17 protein-coding genes are annotated in these 20,063 nt (G+C 49.4%); 5 read left to right on the top strand and 12 right to left on the bottom strand.

Annotation, left to right across the window (positions count from 1 at the left end; translation table 11 throughout):
• The first annotated feature begins 2 nt into the window (after positions 1–2).
• From BFC18_RS19250 to BFC18_RS19240, 3 genes are all read left to right on the top strand, one after another.
• Entirely contained in the window at positions 3–1,718 is a 1,716-nt protein-coding gene (locus BFC18_RS19250) for an Lcl C-terminal domain-containing protein (RefSeq protein WP_070127225.1), read from the top strand.
• A 3-nt stretch (positions 1,719–1,721) separates the two neighbouring features.
• Positions 1,722–2,228, top strand: a complete 507-nt coding sequence (locus BFC18_RS21665) for an Lcl C-terminal domain-containing protein (protein ID WP_070127223.1) — start codon at positions 1,722–1,724, stop codon at positions 2,226–2,228.
• A gap of 95 nt (positions 2,229–2,323) precedes the next feature.
• On the top strand, positions 2,324–3,118 hold the full coding sequence (locus BFC18_RS19240; protein ID WP_245680437.1) for a DUF2884 family protein: 795 nt from the start codon (positions 2,324–2,326) through the stop codon (positions 3,116–3,118).
• A gap of 54 nt (positions 3,119–3,172) precedes the next feature.
• Here BFC18_RS19240 and hemW read toward each other — a convergent pair whose 3' ends face one another.
• The 5 genes from hemW to BFC18_RS19215 all read right to left on the bottom strand — a co-directional run bounded on the left by hemW (position 3,173) and on the right by BFC18_RS19215 (position 9,332).
• On the bottom strand, positions 3,173–4,312 hold the full coding sequence (hemW, locus tag BFC18_RS19235; protein ID WP_070127221.1) for a radical SAM family heme chaperone HemW: 1,140 nt from the start codon (positions 4,310–4,312) through the stop codon (positions 3,173–3,175).
• Entirely contained in the window at positions 4,305–4,907 is a 603-nt protein-coding gene (gene rdgB / locus BFC18_RS19230) for an RdgB/HAM1 family non-canonical purine NTP pyrophosphatase (protein ID WP_070127219.1), read from the bottom strand. Before rdgB ends, hemW begins: the two co-directional genes overlap by 8 nt.
• A 23-nt stretch (positions 4,908–4,930) precedes the next feature.
• Positions 4,931–6,139 (bottom strand): ATP-dependent RNA helicase SrmB, encoded by a 1,209-nt coding sequence (gene srmB, locus BFC18_RS19225; protein ID WP_070127218.1) that lies wholly within the window; start codon positions 6,137–6,139, stop codon positions 4,931–4,933.
• Between the two features lie 66 nt (positions 6,140–6,205).
• Complete coding sequence (locus BFC18_RS19220; protein WP_070127216.1) at positions 6,206–8,158, bottom strand: RecQ family ATP-dependent DNA helicase; 1,953 nt, start codon at positions 8,156–8,158, stop codon at positions 6,206–6,208.
• Positions 8,159–8,219: 61 nt separating this feature from the next.
• The gene (locus BFC18_RS19215; RefSeq protein WP_070127214.1) at positions 8,220–9,332 is read right to left on the bottom strand and encodes a tRNA nucleotidyltransferase/poly(A) polymerase-related protein; all 1,113 of its coding nucleotides are present in this window, start codon (positions 9,330–9,332) and stop codon (positions 8,220–8,222) included.
• A gap of 136 nt (positions 9,333–9,468) precedes the next feature.
• Between BFC18_RS19215 and BFC18_RS19210 the strand changes: the two genes are divergently transcribed.
• A complete protein-coding gene (locus tag BFC18_RS19210; protein ID WP_070127213.1) occupies positions 9,469–10,380 on the top strand; it encodes an ExeA family protein in 912 nt (303 codons plus the stop codon).
• Complete coding sequence (locus BFC18_RS19205; protein ID WP_070127211.1) at positions 10,373–11,506, top strand: general secretion pathway protein GspB; 1,134 nt, start codon at positions 10,373–10,375, stop codon at positions 11,504–11,506. The genes BFC18_RS19210 and BFC18_RS19205 overlap by 8 nt, the downstream gene beginning before the upstream one ends.
• Before the next feature lie 208 nt (positions 11,507–11,714).
• On the opposite strand, the gene BFC18_RS19200 is transcribed toward BFC18_RS19205, so the two are convergent.
• The 7 genes from BFC18_RS19200 to eno form a co-directional block, all read right to left on the bottom strand.
• Complete coding sequence (locus tag BFC18_RS19200) at positions 11,715–12,893, bottom strand: cyclic di-GMP phosphodiesterase (protein ID WP_070127209.1); 1,179 nt, start codon at positions 12,891–12,893, stop codon at positions 11,715–11,717.
• A 158-nt stretch (positions 12,894–13,051) separates the two neighbouring features.
• Positions 13,052–13,654, bottom strand: coding sequence for a 3-isopropylmalate dehydratase small subunit (gene leuD, locus BFC18_RS19195; RefSeq protein ID WP_070127208.1), 603 nt, complete (start codon positions 13,652–13,654; stop codon positions 13,052–13,054).
• 3 nt (positions 13,655–13,657) lie between these two features.
• Positions 13,658–15,058, bottom strand: a complete 1,401-nt coding sequence (leuC, locus tag BFC18_RS19190) for a 3-isopropylmalate dehydratase large subunit (protein WP_070127206.1) — start codon at positions 15,056–15,058, stop codon at positions 13,658–13,660.
• Positions 15,059–15,066: 8 nt separating this feature from the next.
• Positions 15,067–16,164: a 3-isopropylmalate dehydrogenase gene (leuB, locus tag BFC18_RS19185; protein ID WP_070127204.1), complete on the bottom strand. Its 1,098-nt coding sequence runs from the start codon at positions 16,162–16,164 to the stop codon at positions 15,067–15,069.
• Position 16,165: 1 nt separating this feature from the next.
• Positions 16,166–17,725: a 2-isopropylmalate synthase gene (gene leuA, locus BFC18_RS19180; protein WP_070127203.1), complete on the bottom strand. Its 1,560-nt coding sequence runs from the start codon at positions 17,723–17,725 to the stop codon at positions 16,166–16,168.
• Positions 17,726–17,993: 268 nt separating this feature from the next.
• Entirely contained in the window at positions 17,994–18,653 is a 660-nt protein-coding gene (locus BFC18_RS19175) for a hypothetical protein (protein WP_070127201.1), read from the bottom strand.
• Between the two features lie 79 nt (positions 18,654–18,732).
• Complete coding sequence (gene eno, locus BFC18_RS19170; protein WP_070127199.1) at positions 18,733–20,025, bottom strand: phosphopyruvate hydratase; 1,293 nt, start codon at positions 20,023–20,025, stop codon at positions 18,733–18,735.
• Positions 20,026–20,063: the final 38 nt, after the last annotated feature.

The following is a 20,063-nucleotide window of genomic DNA, read 5'->3' as shown; positions in this document are numbered from 1 at the left end:
TAATGGTGAGAATTCAGTTTTTTGCGGTAAAAGTTCTTCTGATGTTAAGTGCATCATTTCTGCTTTTTGGCTGCGGTGGCGGAGGAGGCGGCGACGATGGTGACACCGGCGGCAATGCTTCTCCTAATGCCTTATATGTCAATGCCGGTGCAGACATTGAAATGCTTGAAGGTGCTACGTCTACACTTTCAGGCAGTGTTACAGGCAATACTGACGGTGCTACCTGGCGTTGGAGTGCATCGCCTGCTGCCACTATCACCCAAGCAGACAATACTACCTCAGAAGCAGAGTTCACCGCGCCTACAGTGACCACAGATACGGCATTCGTCATCACGGTTGTGGTCACCAACTCCAGCGGAAATAGTGATACCGATACCCTCAATATTCTCGTGCGGCCGCAAAACATTGCACCTGTTGCCGTTATCGAAGCTGAGCCGGAAGAGGGGCAGCCTGCCAATACCTATTCTGCGGGGCGCAGTGTGACGCTGAATGGTAGAGCCAGTATTGACGACGATGCCCCCGATCCCGACAACCCCATTGCGGCCTGGGAGTGGCAACAAACCGCCGGCAACAGTGTGTTGAACGATGTCACCACAGATGCTTCAACACTCACCATTACCATGCCGGTTGAAGCTGAAGCACAAACGCTCACATTTACCCTCACCGTAACCGATGCGGAAGGTACCACTGATACTGCTTCGCTTTCGTTAAATACGTTGTCAGAAAGTCAGACGTTACCTTTGGTAGAAGCCGGGGCCGACCAAGCTGTGTTTAGCGGTGAACGTGTAGTGTTGAATGGCACTGCCACCACCACGGTCGCGTCCGGTTTACCGCTCATTAGCGAGTGGGATGGTATGTTGGACGGTGTGGTAAGCCCATCCTCACTCTCTACCTATGCGATTGCACCTCAGGTACAAAACGAAACCGTGTTTACTTATATGTTAAGCGTAACCGATGCCTACGGGCATGTTGTTACCGATGAGGTAGACATTACGGTGCGTCCTTATCCGGTACCGCTGATCAACGATACTGGAGTCACGGTACAGGCCAACAATACGGCCTATGCAAATACACAGCAAAACGCATTTCCAGGGCAAGATGGTCAACGAGGCAGTGATGTAATTCATGCTGCCAACTTATTGGAAAAAGCAGGACGTGGTAAGGCTGGCTTTGACTTTACCAAATTAAATGCCAACGGTGACGAAGAAGACGATACCGCTCAAGCTTGGGATTGCGTGCGTGATAATGTCACCGGGCTGGTGTGGGAAAAGAAAACGACAGACGGTGGCGTACGCGATGCCAATCATACCTACACCTGGTTTTTCTTCGATGAAAACGGCGGATATCAGGGCGTTCAGTCAGGTACCGATGCAAGCTGTACACTCACAAGCTGTAACACCACTGCGTATGTAAGTGCCGTCAATGCGGTGGGACTGTGCGGATTTTATGACTGGCGAATGCCGACTTACGAAGAAATGATGTCGCTGATTCATTTTGGTCTTGCCAGTGGTGTAAGGGTTGATGATGACTATTTCCCTAACTCGGGCACGGTAGACGGTGATGGTCGGCTTTGGTACTGGACTCGAATTCCCAGTGCTGATGGTGTTGCCGAAGATGCGGCTCAGAATGCATGGGCGCTGGATTTTGCCTCTGGCCTGGATAACTTTTTGAACAAAGCCACGCCGGGTAGTGTGCGCTTGGTCAGAGCGGGGAGGTAAAAGGTGAAAGTACTGGTAGCTTTATTTTTGTGGTTGTTAACCGCGTCCGTGGCGGCGCAAACTTGTCTGGGTTCAGGCATTAAAACGGCAGGTGACGATGAATTTGAGGATTTGGGTGATGGCGAGGTACTTCACACGCCAAGCAACCTGATTTGGCAGCGTTGTGCACTTGGTCAAACCTGGAATGGCACAACGTGCACTGGCACAGCGGTAAAATACAATTGGCAAGAAGCGCTTATTGCTGCGCAAGAGGCCGATGCAACCTTGCTTGCGGGGTGGCGTTTACCCAATATCAAAGAACTGACTACTATCACTGAACGTGAGTGTGTACGTCCCGCTATCAACGAAACAGTGTTTCCCAACACGCCACCGGATGATTTCTGGACTTCAACGCCGTCTTTGCAAGACCCACTTCGCTCTTGGGTAGTGGCATTTTTTAATGCGAGCCATTCAATCAAAGAAAAAGATCGATTCATTTACGTAAGACTTGTGCGAACGAGTGTCGATTAGCGTCTATCTGCTTCTTTCAGGTCGCGATATATTCAACCTGAATTTTAGTCTGTTGAACTTGTCGCGACTTTTTATTTGCCCCTAAGCCGTCCACAATGCAACGCATGAAAATGCGAAATCTCATCAATGTAGTCAGAAATACGCTTGTCTTTTTAGCGACGATCCCATTTTTCGCATCTGCGGGAAATTCGTGCGATATCGACTTTGCGTATGGTTTGGTGGTGAATGAACATCAACTCCGAATCCTCGACAATAACCGAACTGTCATTCAGATCAACGACCAGGAGCAGCTGTTCGTTAAAGGGCGCTGGCAGGATCTCTCTGTGCAACAGCGTCGTTGGTTACGAGAATATTCTCGTGGCCTGCACTATGTTGTGCCGAAAATGATTATTCTGGCCACTGAAGGCGTTGATTTAGCAGCGGATACTGTCGACAACGTGTATCAAGGGCTGGTGGGCGCAGACCACGACAGCTACGACAAGCTGCAAAGTGCCATGAAGCGGGTACGTAATCGGGTAAAGGATAAATTTCGCCACGCCAGCGACCACTATTTTATCGGGCCGGGATCATTAGAGAGCGTGGACAATTTTGTCGATAGCGGAATAGAGGCGGAGCTGGAAGAAGCCATTTCAATGTCAATTGGCGGTATCTTGTCTGCAATTGCAGGGATGGACGAATCTCGAGTAGAGCTGAGTGATGAGCGGGTAGAGGCGATTACCCGGCAGCTCGAAGCGGTGGGGGAGCATCTCGACCTCGAAACGAGCCCTGCGTCGCTTAACAACAAAGCGCAATGGTTCTGTGACAAGCTCCAACGACTAAATGTGTTGGAAGATAAACTTCGCAAGCACGTTGTTGCATTAAAGCCTTTCGACGTAATCGTGTCTGGCTAAAATCTACAGTTAATAAAACAGCCCGCATTAGCGGGCTGTTTTGTTTAAACCTCTTCAAACAAACGCAGAGAGCAGTGAATTTAGATAGCGCCTACCTTTAGGTGTAACCTGCCAATGACGCGTTGTTTCGGTCAGCAGGCCTTGCGTAATGGCCTTATCTAACTCTTGTCGCTCAGACGCAGACAATACCTGGCCGGTAAAATCAGTAAAATCCTGTTTTGGGCAAGGTTCAACTAAGCGAAACCGGTTCATAAAGAACTCGAAAGCGAGATCGTCTTTTTCAACCGTTGACTCTGTGTCGAGATAGGGGCGCGCAATATCCATATAACCCCTTGGATGCTTAACTTTCACGGTACGGTGAATGTTGCCGGTGCGGATATCAGTTATTTTGCCGTGTGCGCCACAGCCGATCCCCAAGTAATCACCAAAGCGCCAGTAATTCAAATTGTGCTGACATTGAAAACCGGGTTGGCTGTATCCCGAAATTTCATATTGCTGATAGCCCGCTTTGGCCAGCATTGCATGGCCTTGATCTTGTATTTCCCACAGAATGTCGTCGTCGGGAAGTGCTGGAGGTTTAGAATAAAAGGGGGTGTTGGGCTCAATGGTAAGCTGATACCAGGACAAATGCGCAGGCGACAGCGCGATAGCGGTTGCTAAATCACTTAATGCGTTTTCAATGCTCTGATCCGGTAGGCCATGCATTAAATCAACATTGAAACTCTTCAGCGGCGCTGAGCGGGCGAAGTCGATGGCCTTGGTTGCCTGCGTCGTATCATGGATTCTTCCGAGGGCTTTTAAGTGTTTATCTTCAAAGCTCTGAATGCCCATGGAAATACGATTGACACCCGCCTGTGCATAGCCGTCGAATCGTGCCGCTTCTACGGTACCTGGATTGGCTTCCAGGGTGATTTCAGCATTATCTGAAAGCGCGATACGTTGCTTTACACCTGCTAGTAAATTGCCAATGAAAGCAGGCTCAAAAAGGCTGGGTGTACCGCCACCGATGAATATGCTGGTCACTTCCCGGCCAGCAACGCGGGTGGCATCAATGGCTAAATCATCGAGTAAATGGCTGACATATTCTTGTTGGGGGAGGTCAGACTTCAACCCGTGAGAGTTGAAGTCACAATAAGGACATTTTTGCACACACCAGGGAATGTGGATGTACAAGCCTAATGGGGGATTACGCAAAAGTTTGTCTCATTTGTTCCAATAGGAACGCCATTGCCTGACCACGATGACTGATTTGATTCTTCACCTGTCTGTCGAGTTCAGCAGCGGTACATTCGTGTGATGGTACATAGAACACTGGATCATAGCCAAACCCTCCATGACCAGCCTGGTCGGTGGTGATGGTGCCGTGCCAGTAACCTTCACTAATCAAAGGCACAGGGTCGTCTGCATGTCGCATAAAAACTAACATACAAAAGAAATGCGCTCGGCGGTTTGGGTTGCCATCTAAGGCGTGAAGCAATTTTTCAATATTATCGCTGTCGGCAGCACCTTTACCGGCGTACCGGGCTGAATATATACCTGGCGCACCATCAAGAGCATTCACCACTAAACCAGAATCATCGGCAATAGCGGGTAAACCTGTACATTTTGCAGCGTGGCGGGCTTTAATAATCGCGTTTTCGACAAACGTGGTGCCGGTTTCTGGTACGTCTTTAACACCTAATTCTTTCTGTGGCACCACAGTCACATTGAGCGGTGCAAAAAGTCGGGCGAATTCTTTCACCTTACCGGCATTGCCGGAGGCCAGTACGATTTTTTCTGGAAATGCCATAACAAAACGTCCTTACTGATTACTTACTTTTTCTTTTTCGCTGTGGCGGCTTTTTTCTTTTTGGCCTTTTTCTTCGCGGTATTCTTTGGCGCTTTGTGCTTCGGTCGCAGATCTTTGACAAACCGGGCTTTAAGCGGTTCTTCGGTATAACGCTCAACCTTGCCAACCATCTCGAAATCATGGGCTTCGATAAGCGAAATCGCCGTGCCTTTGGCACCAGCGCGACCGGTCCGGCCTATGCGGTGAACATAAATGTCTGCCTTGCGCGGCATATCAAAGTTGATCACGTGGCTGACGTTAGGCACATCAATCCCGCGAGCAGCAACATCGGTGGCCAGGAGCACAGGTACGGCACCGGATTTAAACCGTTGCAGTGCGGCGATGCGCTTATCCTGTGGCATTTCACCCTGTAGCCAGCACACCTCGATTTTCTCTGACATGAGGAAATCTTTCAGTGCCTGCAGACGCTCACGGGTTTTTACAAACACCACGGCGTTAGTGATATCGTTTTTCAGAATATGCACCAGCATGGCCTGTTTGTGGGCCATATCGTCTGCAAGGTGATACCACTGATGGGTTTTGGCTTTTTCTTTGCGAGAAGGGTTGGCTTCTACTTCTACCGGATCATTCAAAATGTCTCTTGAGAAGAACTTAACGCCCGGGCCTTCAAGGGTAGCCGAGAACAACATGTTCTGTTTCCGCCAGCGCGCTTCCGAAGCGATTTGCCCCACAATAGCACCAAAGCCCATATCAAGCATGCGGTCAGCTTCATCCAGGATCAGACATTCAATATTGCGGCAGTCGGCAGATTCTTTCTCGATATGTTCGAAAAGACGGCCCGGGGTAGCCACCAGAATATCCAGGTTTTGACTTAGAATTTCCCGATCAGTACCGTAATTGATACCGCCGGTTATTACACCGCAAACCAGTTCGGTGTATCGGGTGATAACCTTGGCCTGTTCGTAAACCTGAATAGCCAACTCACGGGTTGGCGTGAGAATGAGTATTCGGCATGAACCTGGTTCCCGGCGTGGGAAATCAAGCAGGTACTGACAAGCTGGCAGCAAAAATGCCGCTGTTTTACCGGTCCCGGTAGGGGCGGATGCGAGGATGTCTTTGCCGTCCATTGCCGGCGGGATCACGAGAGACTGAATCGAAGTTGGGTTTTTGAAACCCATCTCCGTGACAGCCTGACAGAGGCTGTCATCAAGCTCTAATTCTTCAAAGGTCATGCGGTGTTTTTATGTCGCGAAAGTAAAGGCGTATTGTAGCACCTCACTGCCGCTTTTTGATAACAATTATCCCGATTGTTTGCTTGTTGGTTCATCCATTATGGAATGAGAGCACTGCAGCAACACGTGATAGGCGGTCTCTTCATATTTTCCGAACAGCGCTTGCTGACGGGCTTTTATTTTTGTAAACACCGGTTGAGTCAGTCCAGCCATAAAACGGGTGAGTAAAATAGGGGAAACTTGCCCTTCTGGCAGTTTTTCGTTCAGCCACGCAAGCGCTTGTTGCATATCGTTTATAATCGCGCTGGCGTCGTCGCTGTCGTTCTCGCGACTGAGACTGAGTGAATGCCCGCGGCAAACCGAGCAGTGACCGCAGCGCTCTGGGGCGTGTTGGTCGCCAAAGTACAAAGCGAGATTGTGATTCAGACAACGGTCGAGATTGAAAAATCGCAGCATGGTGGCAATGCGGGCTATTTCAGATTGTTCGTTACGGGCGGCATACTGATGCAGGTTTTGCGCAAGTTCTGGTGTCAGTAAGTTCGGCGCGATGCGATAAACGTCGGTGAGCTTTTTCATTTCTAACTCGGCGTAATCGTGTTCGGCAAGTTGCTCTAACAGGCTCAACACAGTGCCGCGTTCAAAACCCTGTTGGTGAAGCCCGTCGAAATTCGGCACGCCCCAAATCTTTTTGAATGTAGTCTGGCCGACAATGGCGTTGAAAAGCGGTTGCTGCTCTGCGGGTAACGCTTTTACAATCTGTTCCGAGGCGACCAGCCATTTCACTTTTACATCTTCATAGTAACTGTATTTAGGCTCAATAGCGCCAGCCAGCTCCATCTGCACCAGCAACGTTTTTAGTGGCAAAGCACGAATGTTGGTGGCTTGTGACAGTGAATAAGATTGCGTTTCCCATTCATTATTTTCGGCGCTGCTGGTAATTTCTGTTAAAAGCTTGTCGATACCATACGCTTCAGGGGTATCGCCATATACAAAGTTTTCCAGCACATTTATCCCATCTAAACTTGCCAACAGTACGCAGCGGCTAGGTTGACCATCGCGGCCGGCACGGCCTATTTCCTGACTGTAGTTCTCGATGGATTTGGGCAGGTCGTAATGCACCACAAAGCGGATATCTGATTTATCTATCCCCATGCCAAATGCAATTGTTGCCACGATGATACGGGTTTTACCCGCCATAAAACGGTTCTGAATACTTGCTCGCGCGTCGTTACCTAACCCCGCGTGATAGGAAGTCGCCGAATAGCCAGCTTCCTGAAGTTGAGCCGCGAGTTCATCAGCCGTTTTTTGCTGAGTAACGTAAACAATACCGGCACCGGCCGTTTCATCCAGCACCTGCGTTAGTAACACTAATTTACTCGTGTGGTGGACGGGGATCCGGTCTATATCGAGATTTGCGCGATAAAATCCTGTTTGTACAATATGCTGAAAGCCAATGTTGAATTTTTGTGCCATGTCTTTCTGCACACGGCGCATCGCTGTGGCGGTAAGTAAGAGCACTAGGGGAATATTCAGTGCTTGTTGATATTGCGGGAGTTTCAGGTAATCAGGGCGAAAATTGTGCCCCCATTCTGAAATACAGTGCGCTTCATCGACAACCAGCATGGAGATGGGGATATTTTCTATAAAACGGCGGAAGCGTTCATTTTTGAATCGCTCCACGGAAATCATTAAAATTTTGAGCTTGCCATCCCGGGCTTGTTGCATCACCTGCTGACTTTCATCTTTGCTGAGGGTGGAATCCAGGCTGGCCGCGGCAATTCCCTTACTGCGCAAAAATGCCAACTGATCGTGCATTAGGGCGATCAGCGGTGAAATCACCAGTGTAAGGTGAGGCAATTGAGTAGCCGTAAACTGATAACACAACGACTTCCCAGAGCCGGTTGGAAATACCGCCAGCGATGAATGCCCCGCTAAAAGCTGCTCAATGGTCTGCTGCTGACCTTCACGAAAATCGTCAAAGCCAAAAAGCTGCTGAAGTTGTTGTGTTAGATTTTGCATCGAAAAATTCAGTAAATTGTTTTAATTCAGGTTACTTGTTAACCAGTTACTTTCCTCCTGGCTAGGAGAACAGATCTAAACGGAAACGCTTTTCAAAGATATCCCTTCGGGCCAGGTTCATCGCCTCGCCAATCTGCGGGCCGCGCAATCCTTGCTCGACAAACGCTTTTGCGCTGAGTTTGCTGGCCTCTTTTACGGTTTCATGTAACGGCGTTGCCAAAGAGCTGCTGATATCGGCATTGTCATTTATCAACGTACATGCAGTGATAAAGTCTGTGAAGCGTTCTGGCTTGCGCCAGGCATCACACTGATTGCAGAGTTTCAACCAGTCATCAGCGGTGTTTGAGGGAGTGAATGCTTTGCTGAAACGGCTAACCAGCATAGCGAGTTGAGCGTATTTGTTGGGCGCTTTTACTCTTTTGCATAAGGTTTCTGTACCTTCAGCTGAAGTATTCGCGAAAAGCAGCGCCCAGCGAATATCGTCGCTAGCCTTGGCTGATACCGCGCGCTCAAGCCGCGAATCACTATTTTTAAGCGATGCAATAAGTTCGGGAAACCAGTCATTCAGTGCCTCAGCACGTTCAAGGACCTGAAAATAAACTTCCGGGTTATTTTCACCCAACGCGCGAATCGTTTCTTTCCACACTCGCTCGGCAGTGAGGTGTGCCAATTCACCGCTGTCAGCCATATTGCGCATCAGCGAAAGCGTTTCTTCAGCAACTTTAAACCCAAGGTGCGCGTAGCGGGCAGCAAAACGCGCTACACGAAATACCCTAAGCGGATCTTCGCTGAAAGCCTCTGACACATGCCGTAATATTCGAGAGTTCAGATCTCTCACACCGTGATAAGGGTCAATAAGGTTGCCATCATTGTCTTTGGCAATAGCATTCACGGTAAGATCGCGACGGATTAAATCTTGCTCTAAGGTGACATCTGGTGCAGCGTAACAAACAAAGCCGGTGTAACCACTGCCAGACTTTCGCTCGGTGCGGGCGAGGGCGTATTCCTCTTTGGTTTTCGGGTGCAGAAATACCGGGAAATCCTTGCCGACTTGCTCGAAGCCTTTGGCGAGCATCTCTTCTGGAGTCGCACCAACTACCACCCAATCACGTTCGGTAACCCGCCGATTGAGTAATTCGTCGCGCACCGCGCCACCCACTAAATAAACATCCATAAAACCATCGCATTTTGTGTTTTTCGTTATTATGCCTGAACCATTCATTAAATTGGTGTTCGAATCGCTTTGATTTTGACTTATTGCAAGCGGCTAGGTAGTTTAGTCGCGGTGAATTGCTAACTCTGACAAGCATATGTATCTGAATTATTTTGGGCTAACGGACAACCCATTTTCAATTGCTCCAAACCCTGATTACCTGTACATGAGTCCACGCCATAAAGAAGCGTTGGCGCATTTGACATTCGGCCTGAGGGAAAGCGGTGGATTTGTCATGCTTACCGGCGAGGTGGGTACAGGTAAAACAACGGTATCACGAAAATTACTGCAGCAACTGCCTGACAATACGCAAGTTGCGATGATTCTGAACCCTACGCTGTCGGCCCTTGAATTGCTGGCCACGGTGTGTGATGAACTGGGTATCGCTTACGACGCCGATAAGGCCAGTTTGAAGTATTTTACTGACCGCATATTGGCCAAGCTGGCTGACAATCATCAGGCAGGCGTGAACACAGTGTTGATGATTGATGAAGCGCAGCATTTAATGCCTGAAGTGTTAGAGCAACTGCGATTGCTCACTAACCTGGAAACGAATCGCGAAAAACTGCTGAAGGTTGTCCTCATCGGGCAGCCGGAACTTCAACAATTGCTGAAGCGGAATGAACTGCGTCAGCTCGCACAGCGGATCACCGCGCGGTATCACTTATTGCCATTAACAGCACCGGAAGTGTCGTCTTACGTGGCCCACCGTCTTAGCGTCGCGAATGGCGATATCAGTATTTTCAGCCCACAGGCATTAAAAGCGATTCATCAAATTACCGGTGGTATTCCCCGGGTCATTAATCTTTTATGCGACCGCGCGCTGACCTTATCTTTTACGAAACAACATGCGGTGGTGAAAAAGCCTATTTTTCTGGCGGCAGCAGAACAAATTCTCGGTGATGACGTGGTCAGTCAGCGTATTCAAAGTCAGCGCAAATGGATGCTGGGTACGGCCTTTGTATTAGCATTGCTGGTGGGCTTTGGCATCGGGAGGTTGTATGTCTGAACTGATGAAAATTGCCGAACTTAAACCGGGTATGGTGATTGTTCGCATTACCGAACAGAACGGCCCGGTAAAAATTCGAAAGTCAGGGTTGGTGACCAGTGATGCTATGGTAACAGGGCTTGCAGAAATGGGCGTGCTGGAAGTGGAGGTTGATCCCGCGCAAACCGTCGAAATTGAAAAGCCTGTACATCATCGAACACAAACCCAAAAATTGATTCGAGGTGACCACGATACCAGCGTGAATAAGCTGGATAACGCTATTTCAGAACAGTTTAATCGTAGTTTGTTTCTGCCTACTGTGCAGGGGCTACCGTCGATGTGGAAGGTGTATTCTCGTCAGGTAATGTCTTTTGCGGGCGTGATAATCGTTGGACTTGCGATTGGTGGCGCTGCGGGGAGCTATCCTGCCTGGTGGCCACAGGCTGAAAATGTGGTGGCAACGGCTCCAGATGATGTGGCCGATGAGACGAAGCCGGGCGCGGTTAATGAACCTGAAAAGGAGAATAGCCCCGCTGAAGTAGATGTGGTTACAGATGCCAACAATTCCGGTGACCTGGCAGCATTGGATACGGAAGCTGAGGTGGCGCAAAGTGCAAAAGTTGCCATCGCGGTGCCGTCAGAGTTGCAACCTGGTGCTGTTTCACCTGAACAGGCACCCGCTCAGACACCCGTTCAGCAAAGTGAAACTCAGGCAGAGACTGCGCAGCGCTATGCAGAAAATTCGGTTCAGGCTCAGGTGGATTTAGGCGGTGAAGTGATCAATGCGCCTCAGGAAAGTGACGTGGAAGTCTCCCCGGAATTGATGGCACGTTTTAATAGAGCTATCGACGAACTGGACAACCGTGCCACCGAACCAAGAGCTGAAACCAAAGTCACGGTGCGCGATAGCATGCCTCGCGTAGATCAACTACCGGTGCGTATGCTCACTCGCTTACCGAGCATGGCATTCAACGCCCACATGTATGCAAGCCGTCCGTCTGACCGCTGGGTAAGGGTGAATGGTACGCAATTAGGCGAGGGTGACTGGATTGAAGACGAAGTACAAATCGTTAAAATCGAGGCGCAACGGGTAATTCTCAGCTTTGAAGGCAAAGAGTTTTCCATGGCAGCGCTCACCGACTGGTAGCGCGAGCAACGTGCGTTATGTGCTGGGCTGACAGGTGCACAATCATTCGAAACACGGCGTGCACCCAGCACCTGATGGCTAATTATTTTGCTTTTGTTTGGATGACAGGAAAAATACACGATGGACTTTTTATGGTTTATTCCAGCGGTAATTATGACGGTAGGGATTGTCTGGGTGGTCAGACGAAACTTGCAGTAGACCGGATTTATTAATCCGGTACCTGATTAATAAACACGTCTTTGAAGAATTTCGGTAGATTGATGCCGAAATCGTCTGGGCGCACGCCGGATTCAATTTCATCGTCTACCTGAGAAAGGTCCACCCGTTTAATTTCGCTGAAATGACCGCCGGAGATGCTGTAGAAGGTCATTACCACCGGTGCCAGTAAATCTTCCGGGTGGGGTTTGGCAATAATGCCTAACCGGCCACTTTTCAACTTAACCAATGAGCCGACGGGGTGAACTCCTACACACTGAACGAATTGTTTTACTAAGTGACTGTCGAGACTGGGGTCTTTCGCCAAACGTTTTAACGCCAGTGTGGGGGTGATACTGTCCTTATGCTTCCGGTTCGATGTCATTGCATCGTAGCTGTCGATAATTGCGGCCATTTTCGACAACGGCGCAATTTCAGTGCTGGCCAGTGAATTTGGGTAGCCGGAGCCATCTTCACGCTCGTGGTGTTGTGAAATGATCGATAAAGCAAGGTCAGATATTTGTTCTCCTTGTTCTACCAGTTCCAGACTGATCGCCACGTGCTGGCGTAGCACCGACCAATCAGCAGGTGAAAGTTTATCTGTTTTATGACGAATTTCTTCAGGTACCTGAGACATACCCACATCCATCAGCAAAGATCCCATGCAGGCTTCATCAATGGTGTCTCTGTCGTAGCCAAGATGGTCGGCAAACATTGCCATCAGAATGGCGCAATTTATGGAGTGCTCAAGCAAATATTGGTCTGAGTTTTTGATCATCGTCAGACACGACATCGCATCTTTATTGTCAAATACCCCTTCGATGATGCTAGAGGAGAGTTCAGAGGCTTTCGTCAAATCATTAGGGGCGCCCCGTTGTAACGCACTGATAAATGATTTCTGTAGCGTTAGGGCTTCGTCGTAAAGCTGGTTCGCAGAAGACAGGACATCGCTATTACTTTTGGGCTTTGGAGAATCTTCAGAAACTTTGGTTGACTCTTGCTGGGGCTCTGTAACCTGGCTGCGAGCGTAATCCACTTCAACCAGTGTTATCCCCATTTCCCGAAGTTTCTCAACCGATAAGGTGCTTTTCACAACACCACTCGTTCTTACCCGGGTATTGCCCGTTTGTTCCACGACTTGGCTCACAAACATGCCGGGAATGAGGTCGTTTATTGACACGTGTTTAAGCATAATGCCTCGATGCTTTAAAAATAAATGTCCTAAACCGAAGTGGGGCCGGGTTTGTACCTGCTTAGCCAGTCCGATTTGCTCCTAACTAAAAACCGCGAAATATAAAAAAGGCGATGTACAAACACCGCCTTTTTTTAGTATAGAACAAATCTCAGAAATTAAAGCCAGGCTGGTTGCTTTGCTTCAAATTCTTCAATGGTACTGGTCAGTTCGAGTGTTTGGCCGATGGCATCCAACCCTTTAATCAGGTTGTTTTTATGGTGGGCCAGGATGTCGAAGCTGAAGGTAAGGTCGCCAGCAATAACGGTTTGCGCGGGTAAATCAACCACGATTTCAAGGTCTGCGTTAGCTTTTACTGCACCAAACAGTGCATCCATTTGCGATGATGACAGCGCAATAGGCAGCAACTGGTTATTGATGCAGTTGCCGTAGAAAATATCTGCGAATGACGTTGCAATAACAACATCAAAACCGAAATCTGCCAATGCCCAAGGTGCGTGTTCACGACTTGAGCCACAACCGAAGTTTTCCCGCGACAGCAGAATGCTGGCGCCGGCGTATTCCGGTTTATTCACCACAAAATCCGGGTTTGGCTCTTGCTCGTGAAGGTCAAGGTAGCGCCAGTCGTGAAAAAGGTGCTTGCCGTAACCGGTGCGGGTAACGCCAGTCAGAAACTGCTTTGGAATGATTTGATCGGTGTCGACATTGGCCTGATCCAGAGGACAAGCGCGGCCGGTGTGTACTGTAAAACCCTGACTCATGACTTACTCCTGAAATTCGCGAACGTCAGCAAAACGGCCTTTCAGCGCGGCGGCCGCAGCCATTGCCGGGCTAACCAGGTGGGTGCGAGCACCACGGCCCTGACGGCCTTCGAAGTTACGGTTACTGGTAGAGGCGCAACGGTCTCCTGACTGCAGGATATCGTCGTTCATACCCAGACACATAGAGCAGCCTGGCAGACGCCATTCAAAACCAGCATCGGTGAAAATCTTATCCAGGCCTTCTTCTTCCGCCTGACGCTTCACCGCACCAGAGCCTGGCACCACAATAGCGGTTACGGTGTCAGCTACTTTACCTTGCTTAGCGATGAATGCGGCTGCGCGCATATCTTCAATACGACCATTGGTACAGGAACCGATGAACACGTGACTTACTGGCACTGCATCGAGTTTGTCACCCGCAGACAGCCCCATATAAGCCAGCGCTTTTCTGGCACTTTCTCTTTCAACCGCATCAGAGAAATCTTCCGGAGCCGGTACCGGCGCATCCACACCAATTACCTGACCCGGGTTCGTGCCCCAGGTGATTTGCGGTGCAATGTCAGCAGCATCCAGTTCTACCACGGTGTCGAAAGTGGCACCGTCTTCGCTGTGTAACGATTTCCAGTAGGCGACCGCTGCATCCCAATCGCTTCCTGTTGGGGCGTATTCGCGACCTTTTACGTATTCGAACGTGGTATCGTCAGGTGCAACCATACCCGCCTTGGCACCCGCTTCGATACTCATATTACAAATCGTCATACGTTCTTCCATAGTCAAAGAACGAATCGCTTCACCTGCGTATTCAATCACGTGGCCAGTGGCTCCGGCGTGACCAATTTTACCAATGATGGCAAGAATGATGTCTTTTGCGGTAATGCCAACTGCCAGCTTGCCGTTCACATTGATCAGCATGCTTTTCGCTTTGCTTTGCTTCAGGGTCTGGGTGGCGAGAACGTGTTCAACTTGAGAGGTACCGATACCGAACGCCAATGCGCCGAATGCACCGTGAGTCGCCGTGTGAGAATCTCCACATACTACCGTCATACCAGGCAGGATGAGTCCCAGTTCCGGACCCATTACGTGCACGATGCCCTGTTTCTGGTGACCTACCGGGAACAGTTTAACACCGTGCTCTTCACAGTTTGTCGCCAGCGTTTTTAGCTGCAGCGCATTCTGCGGGCCACAGGCATCAATAGCCAGTGAACGGGTAGAAATACTGTGGTCCATGGTACCGAAAGTGCGGTCTGGACGACGGACCTTACGGGCTTTTTCGTTCAAACCAGCAAAGGCTTGTGGTGAGGTAACTTCATGGATTAGGTGGCGATCGATATACAGCAAGCTGTCTTCGCCTAATTGGTCAACGACGTGCGCTTCCCAAACTTTATCGTATAAGGTCTTGGCCATGGTGGTGCTTACTCCTGACTCAGAATTTGTCTAACAACTTCGTCGCCAACCTGTGCTGTGGTGGATGCCTGATCACGCTTGTCAGCAGGCAGCAGCTCGCCGGTAAGTACACCGGATTCTAAGGTGGCAACAACCGCTCTTTCGATGGCATCGGCGGCTTCTTGTTGGTTTAACGAGAAGCGGAGCATCATGGCGGCGGAAAGGATTTGTGCGATTGGGTTAGCAATGCCCTGGCCAGCGATATCGGGTGCTGAGCCGCCGGCAGGCTCGTAAAGACCGAAACCGTCTTCATTCATGCTGGCAGATGCCAGCAAGCCCATAGAACCCGTCATCATAGCGCACTCATCAGAGATGATGTCACCGAACAGGTTGGAGCACAGCATGACGTCGAACTGAGCAGGATTTTTCATTACCTGCATGGTCGCGTTATCAATATAAATGTGTTCCAGTTCAACGTCTGGGTAATCTTTGGCAACTTCTTCTGTTACTTCACGCCACAGACGACTGCACACCAGTACATTAGCTTTGTCTACCGAGGTAACTTTACCGCGACGCTTCTGCGCTGCTTCAAAGGCTGAAATGGCAATGCGGCGAATTTCACGCTTGGAATAGCGCATGGTATCGAAAGCGTATTCTTCTTCGCCTTCACCGTCGCGGCCTTTTGGCTGACCAAAATAGATACCGCTGGTCAGTTCGCGCACTACCAATACGTCAACGCCACTGGCTGCAATATCAGCACGCAAGGGTGAAAGACCTTCCAGACCAGGGTAGATTTTGGCTGGGCGCAGGTTACTGAATAAATCAAAGTGGCTGCGAAGGGTAAGCAGAGCGGCGCGTTCAGGGCGTTGTTCCAGTGGCAGGGAATCCCATTTAGGACCGCCAATTGAGCCGAACAGAATTGCATCGGCAGTTTCACAGCCTTGCAAAGTCTTTGGCGGCAATGCTTCGCCTTCGGTATCAATGGCGTAGCCACCCACAGGGTAAGCGGTACGGTTAAAAGTCACACCAAATTTGGTTTCAATGGCATCCAATACCTTGTTGGCTTCTTGCATGACTTCCGGGCCGATGCCGTCACCGGCGAGGACGGCAATGTTAAATTCGCTCACTTTATACTCCTGCAACGCGTTCTTGTTGATTCTTTTGCTGATCGATTTGATCAGCGATATAGGTATTATTTAATACGAAAATCAGGCCTTTTACGCCGGCTTCGACAATGTCGGTAGCCAGACCGATGCCGTGGAAACGGCGACCTTTATATTCTGCGATGACACCAACCTGGGCCAGGGCATCAGCCCCTTCTCCTTTGGAGTCGAGTTTGAAGTCTACAACCACCAGATCCTGGTGACCGAGCACTTCCATAATAGCATTAAATGCGGCATCTACCGGACCATTTCCTATGGCGGTTTTGGTCACTTCTTCTTCGCCAACCTGCAGGGTTACTGTTGCACTTGGCACAATTTCACGACCAGAAGTCGCATGCAGATATTTCAGCTGGTAGTGGGCTGAATCGTGTTTTTGTTGGTCGAAGAATAATAAGGCTTCTAAATCATAGTCGTACACCTGGCCTTTCTTATCAGCCAGTTCCAGGAATGCAGCGTAAACCGCTTCCAGATCGTAATCTTCCGGCTTGTAGCCCAGCTCTTCCAGACGGTGCTTGATAACGTGACGACCAGAACGTGATGTCATGTTCAGGTTGTTTTTGTTGATACCCACACTCTCTGGGGTCATGATTTCGTAAGTATTCTGTGCTTTCAATACGCCGTCTTGGTGAATACCGGAGGAATGGCTGAATGCATTAGTGCCGACGATGGCTTTATTAGATTGTACCGGCATGTTACACAGCTGGCTTACCAGCTTGGATGTGCGGTGAATTTCGGTAGAGTTGATGTTGGACTTAAGACCAAGCAGCGATTCTCGGGTTTGCAAAATCATGGCGATTTCTTCCAACGACGTGTTACCGGCGCGTTCGCCAATACCGTTCATGGTACATTCCACCTGACGCGCACCTTGCTCAACCGCAGCCAGTGAGTTGGCAACCGCCAAGCCTAAGTCGTTGTGACAGTGCACAGAAATAGTCGCTTTATCGATATTCGGTACGCGGTTCATCAGGTTGGTAACAATGTTGCCAAATTCCGTAGGAATGGTGTAGCCCACAGTGTCTGGTATATTGATTGTGTTGGCACCGGCATTAATTGCGGCTTCTACCACACGGCACAGATAATCAATATCAGTACGGCCAGCATCTTCACAGCTGAATTCCACATCATCGGTGTAGCGGCGCGCATATTTGATAGCACCAACAGCCATATCGATAACCTGGTCGCGGGTTTTGCGAAGCTTATGTTCAATATGAATATCTGACGTTGCCAGGAAGGTGTGAATACGGAATTGATCAGCCACTTTCAGCGCATTACCACAGGCGTCGATATCCGCTTCAACAGCTCGGGCTAAGCCACAAACAATGCTGTTTTTCACTTCACGGGCAATCATCTGAACGGAATTGAAGTCACCTGGGGAGGACACCGGGAAACCCGCTTCCATGATGTCTACGCCCAGGCGTTCGAGTGCCAGGGCGATCTGTAATTTCTCTTTGGCACTTAAACTGGCCAGCAGTGCCTGCTCGCCGTCGCGCAAGGTGGTATCAAAGATCTTTACCTGATTCGTCATGGCTTAATACTCATGGTTAAAACAATTAAAAAAAAACCCGTGCGATGCACGGGTTTATGGAGATTCCTATAACTGGATGCAATCTACCCGTGCAGTCTTGCTGCCATGAGGAGTAGAAGAGATAGAAAAACAGATTGCATAATAATAGCGTTTATTTGCCTGCCCAGTTGATAGCCGACAATGTAACCATGTAGCGCCTTCAGGTCAACCCTTGATTGTCTTCTGGGTTATAAATAATGGTTATATTCATCCTATTTGCATTCAATGGTCAGGCCAGAAGGGTGAATTTCTTCCATTTTATGGTGGTAGAAAGCAATAACTCTCTTAATGACACCGTGCGGGGGGCGAGTTTGCCTTTGTGGTTCCAACGGTGCCCACAACACGCTGCTGCCATAATCGCTTTGGTAGGCTTAATCAGTTTAAAGTCTGTTTCTGCGTTGCTTGATTGACTAATGCCATCGAAGGTAAACCAGCCGTATTTGTTAGTGTGCAACATCTCATTGTCAAACTGCACCCGGTCAATAGAGTCCAGTTCAATATGTTCTTCATCAAATCGTTGCAACCGTACCGGTACAGCCAGGCCATAGGCAGCATGTTCGCTATACCAGACGCGGGTCATTTCCGATTCAACTTTATTGGCTGGACAGCGTCCTGCTTGCTTGTATTGCCAGGTACCGTTATGGCTATCAACAGTGAGCGGGGTTTTATGCCGGGAAAGATAATGGGCGGCACGCTGAATTCGATGGGGAAGGGCGGCTAACCGACTCTGTAGCAGCTTTACCTGATTTCCGGTGGTCTGAGAAAGGACCAGTAACTCGCGCTCGTAGAGGGCGTTACAGATTTCGGTAAAAACGGGTTTTCCGTCAGTAGCGCCAGTGGCCGAGAAGAAATCGGACTGATCGGACGACGAATAAGAACCTGACGACATGGCTACAAAGGTTTATGAAATATATCAATAAAGTAGCATTAAAAAGAACGGGTAGCCAGTGCTACCCGTTTGTTGGTCATTACTGACCTTTGATTGCACTGCGACCCGGGTAAACCGCTTTATCGCCCAGCGCCTGCTCAATACGCAGTAACTGGTTGTACTTAGCAACACGGTCGGAACGGCACAGAGAACCTGTTTTGATTTGACCTGCCGCTGTACCTACCGCTAAGTCAGCGATAGTGGCATCTTCAGTTTCACCTGAACGGTGAGAGATAACGGCAGTGAAACCTGCGTCTTTCGCCATCTTGATCGCGTTCAGAGTTTCAGTCAGTGAACCAATCTGGTTGAACTTGATCAGGATAGAGTTACCGATACCGTTTTCGATACCGCGAGACAGGATTTTGGTGTTGGTTACGAACAGGTCGTCACCAACTAGCTGTACTTTATTACCAATCTTATTAGTCAGGCTCGCCCAACCGTCCCAGTCGCTCTCGTCCAGACCGTCTTCGATAGAAACGATAGGGTATTGCTCGGCCAGATCAGCCAGGTAATCACCGAAGGTTTCAGAGTCGAAAGACTTGTCTTCGCCAGACAGTACGTATTTGCCTTCTTTATAGAACTCAGATGCCGCGCAGTCCAGAGCCAGCGTGATGTCTTCATTCATTTTGTAGCCAGCATTTTCAACGGCTTCAACGATAACTGCCAATGCTTCAGCGTTAGAGCTCAGGTTAGGCGCAAAACCACCTTCGTCACCCACTGCGGTGTTCAGACCTTTGGCAGACAGTACTTTCTTCAGGTTATGGAAGATTTCTGCACCCATACGCAGCGCTTCTTTGAAGCTTTTCGCGCCAACCGGCTGAACCATGAACTCTTGAATATCTACGTTGTTGTCAGCGTGCTCACCACCGTTGATGATGTTCATCATTGGTACTGGCATAGAGTAAACGCCCGGTGTGCCGTTCAGATCAGCGATGTGCTCGTATAATGCAACGCCTTTCTCAATAGCTGCCGCTTTTGCCACTGCCAGAGAAACAGCAAGGATTGCGTTTGCGCCAAGTTTTTCTTTGTTCTCGGTGCCATCCAGCTCAAGCATTTTGTTATCAACGTCTGTTTGCGCCAGTGGGTCCATGCCCGCCAGTGCAGGTGCAATTACATCGTTCACTGCTGCAACGGCTTTTTCTACGCCTTTGCCCAGGTAACGACTTTTATCGCCGTCACGCAGTTCCAGTGCTTCACGTGAACCAGTAGATGCGCCAGAGGGTGCTGCTGCACGACCCATTGCGCCAGAATCAAGATAAACATCCGCTTCAACAGTGGGGTTACCACGTGAATCCAGGATTTCGCGTCCAACAATGCGAGCAATCTTCGCCATTTTTTTTCCTCAACGATTGTGCAAAAGGCCACAAAATG

Origin of the sequence: Alteromonas confluentis (assembly GCF_001757105.1) — a bacterium.
Taxonomy (GTDB): Bacteria; Pseudomonadota; Gammaproteobacteria; order Enterobacterales; family Alteromonadaceae; genus Alteromonas; species Alteromonas confluentis.
The sequence above is the reverse complement of the archived record's forward strand: the minus strand, read 5'-3'. Positions and strand labels throughout refer to the sequence as shown.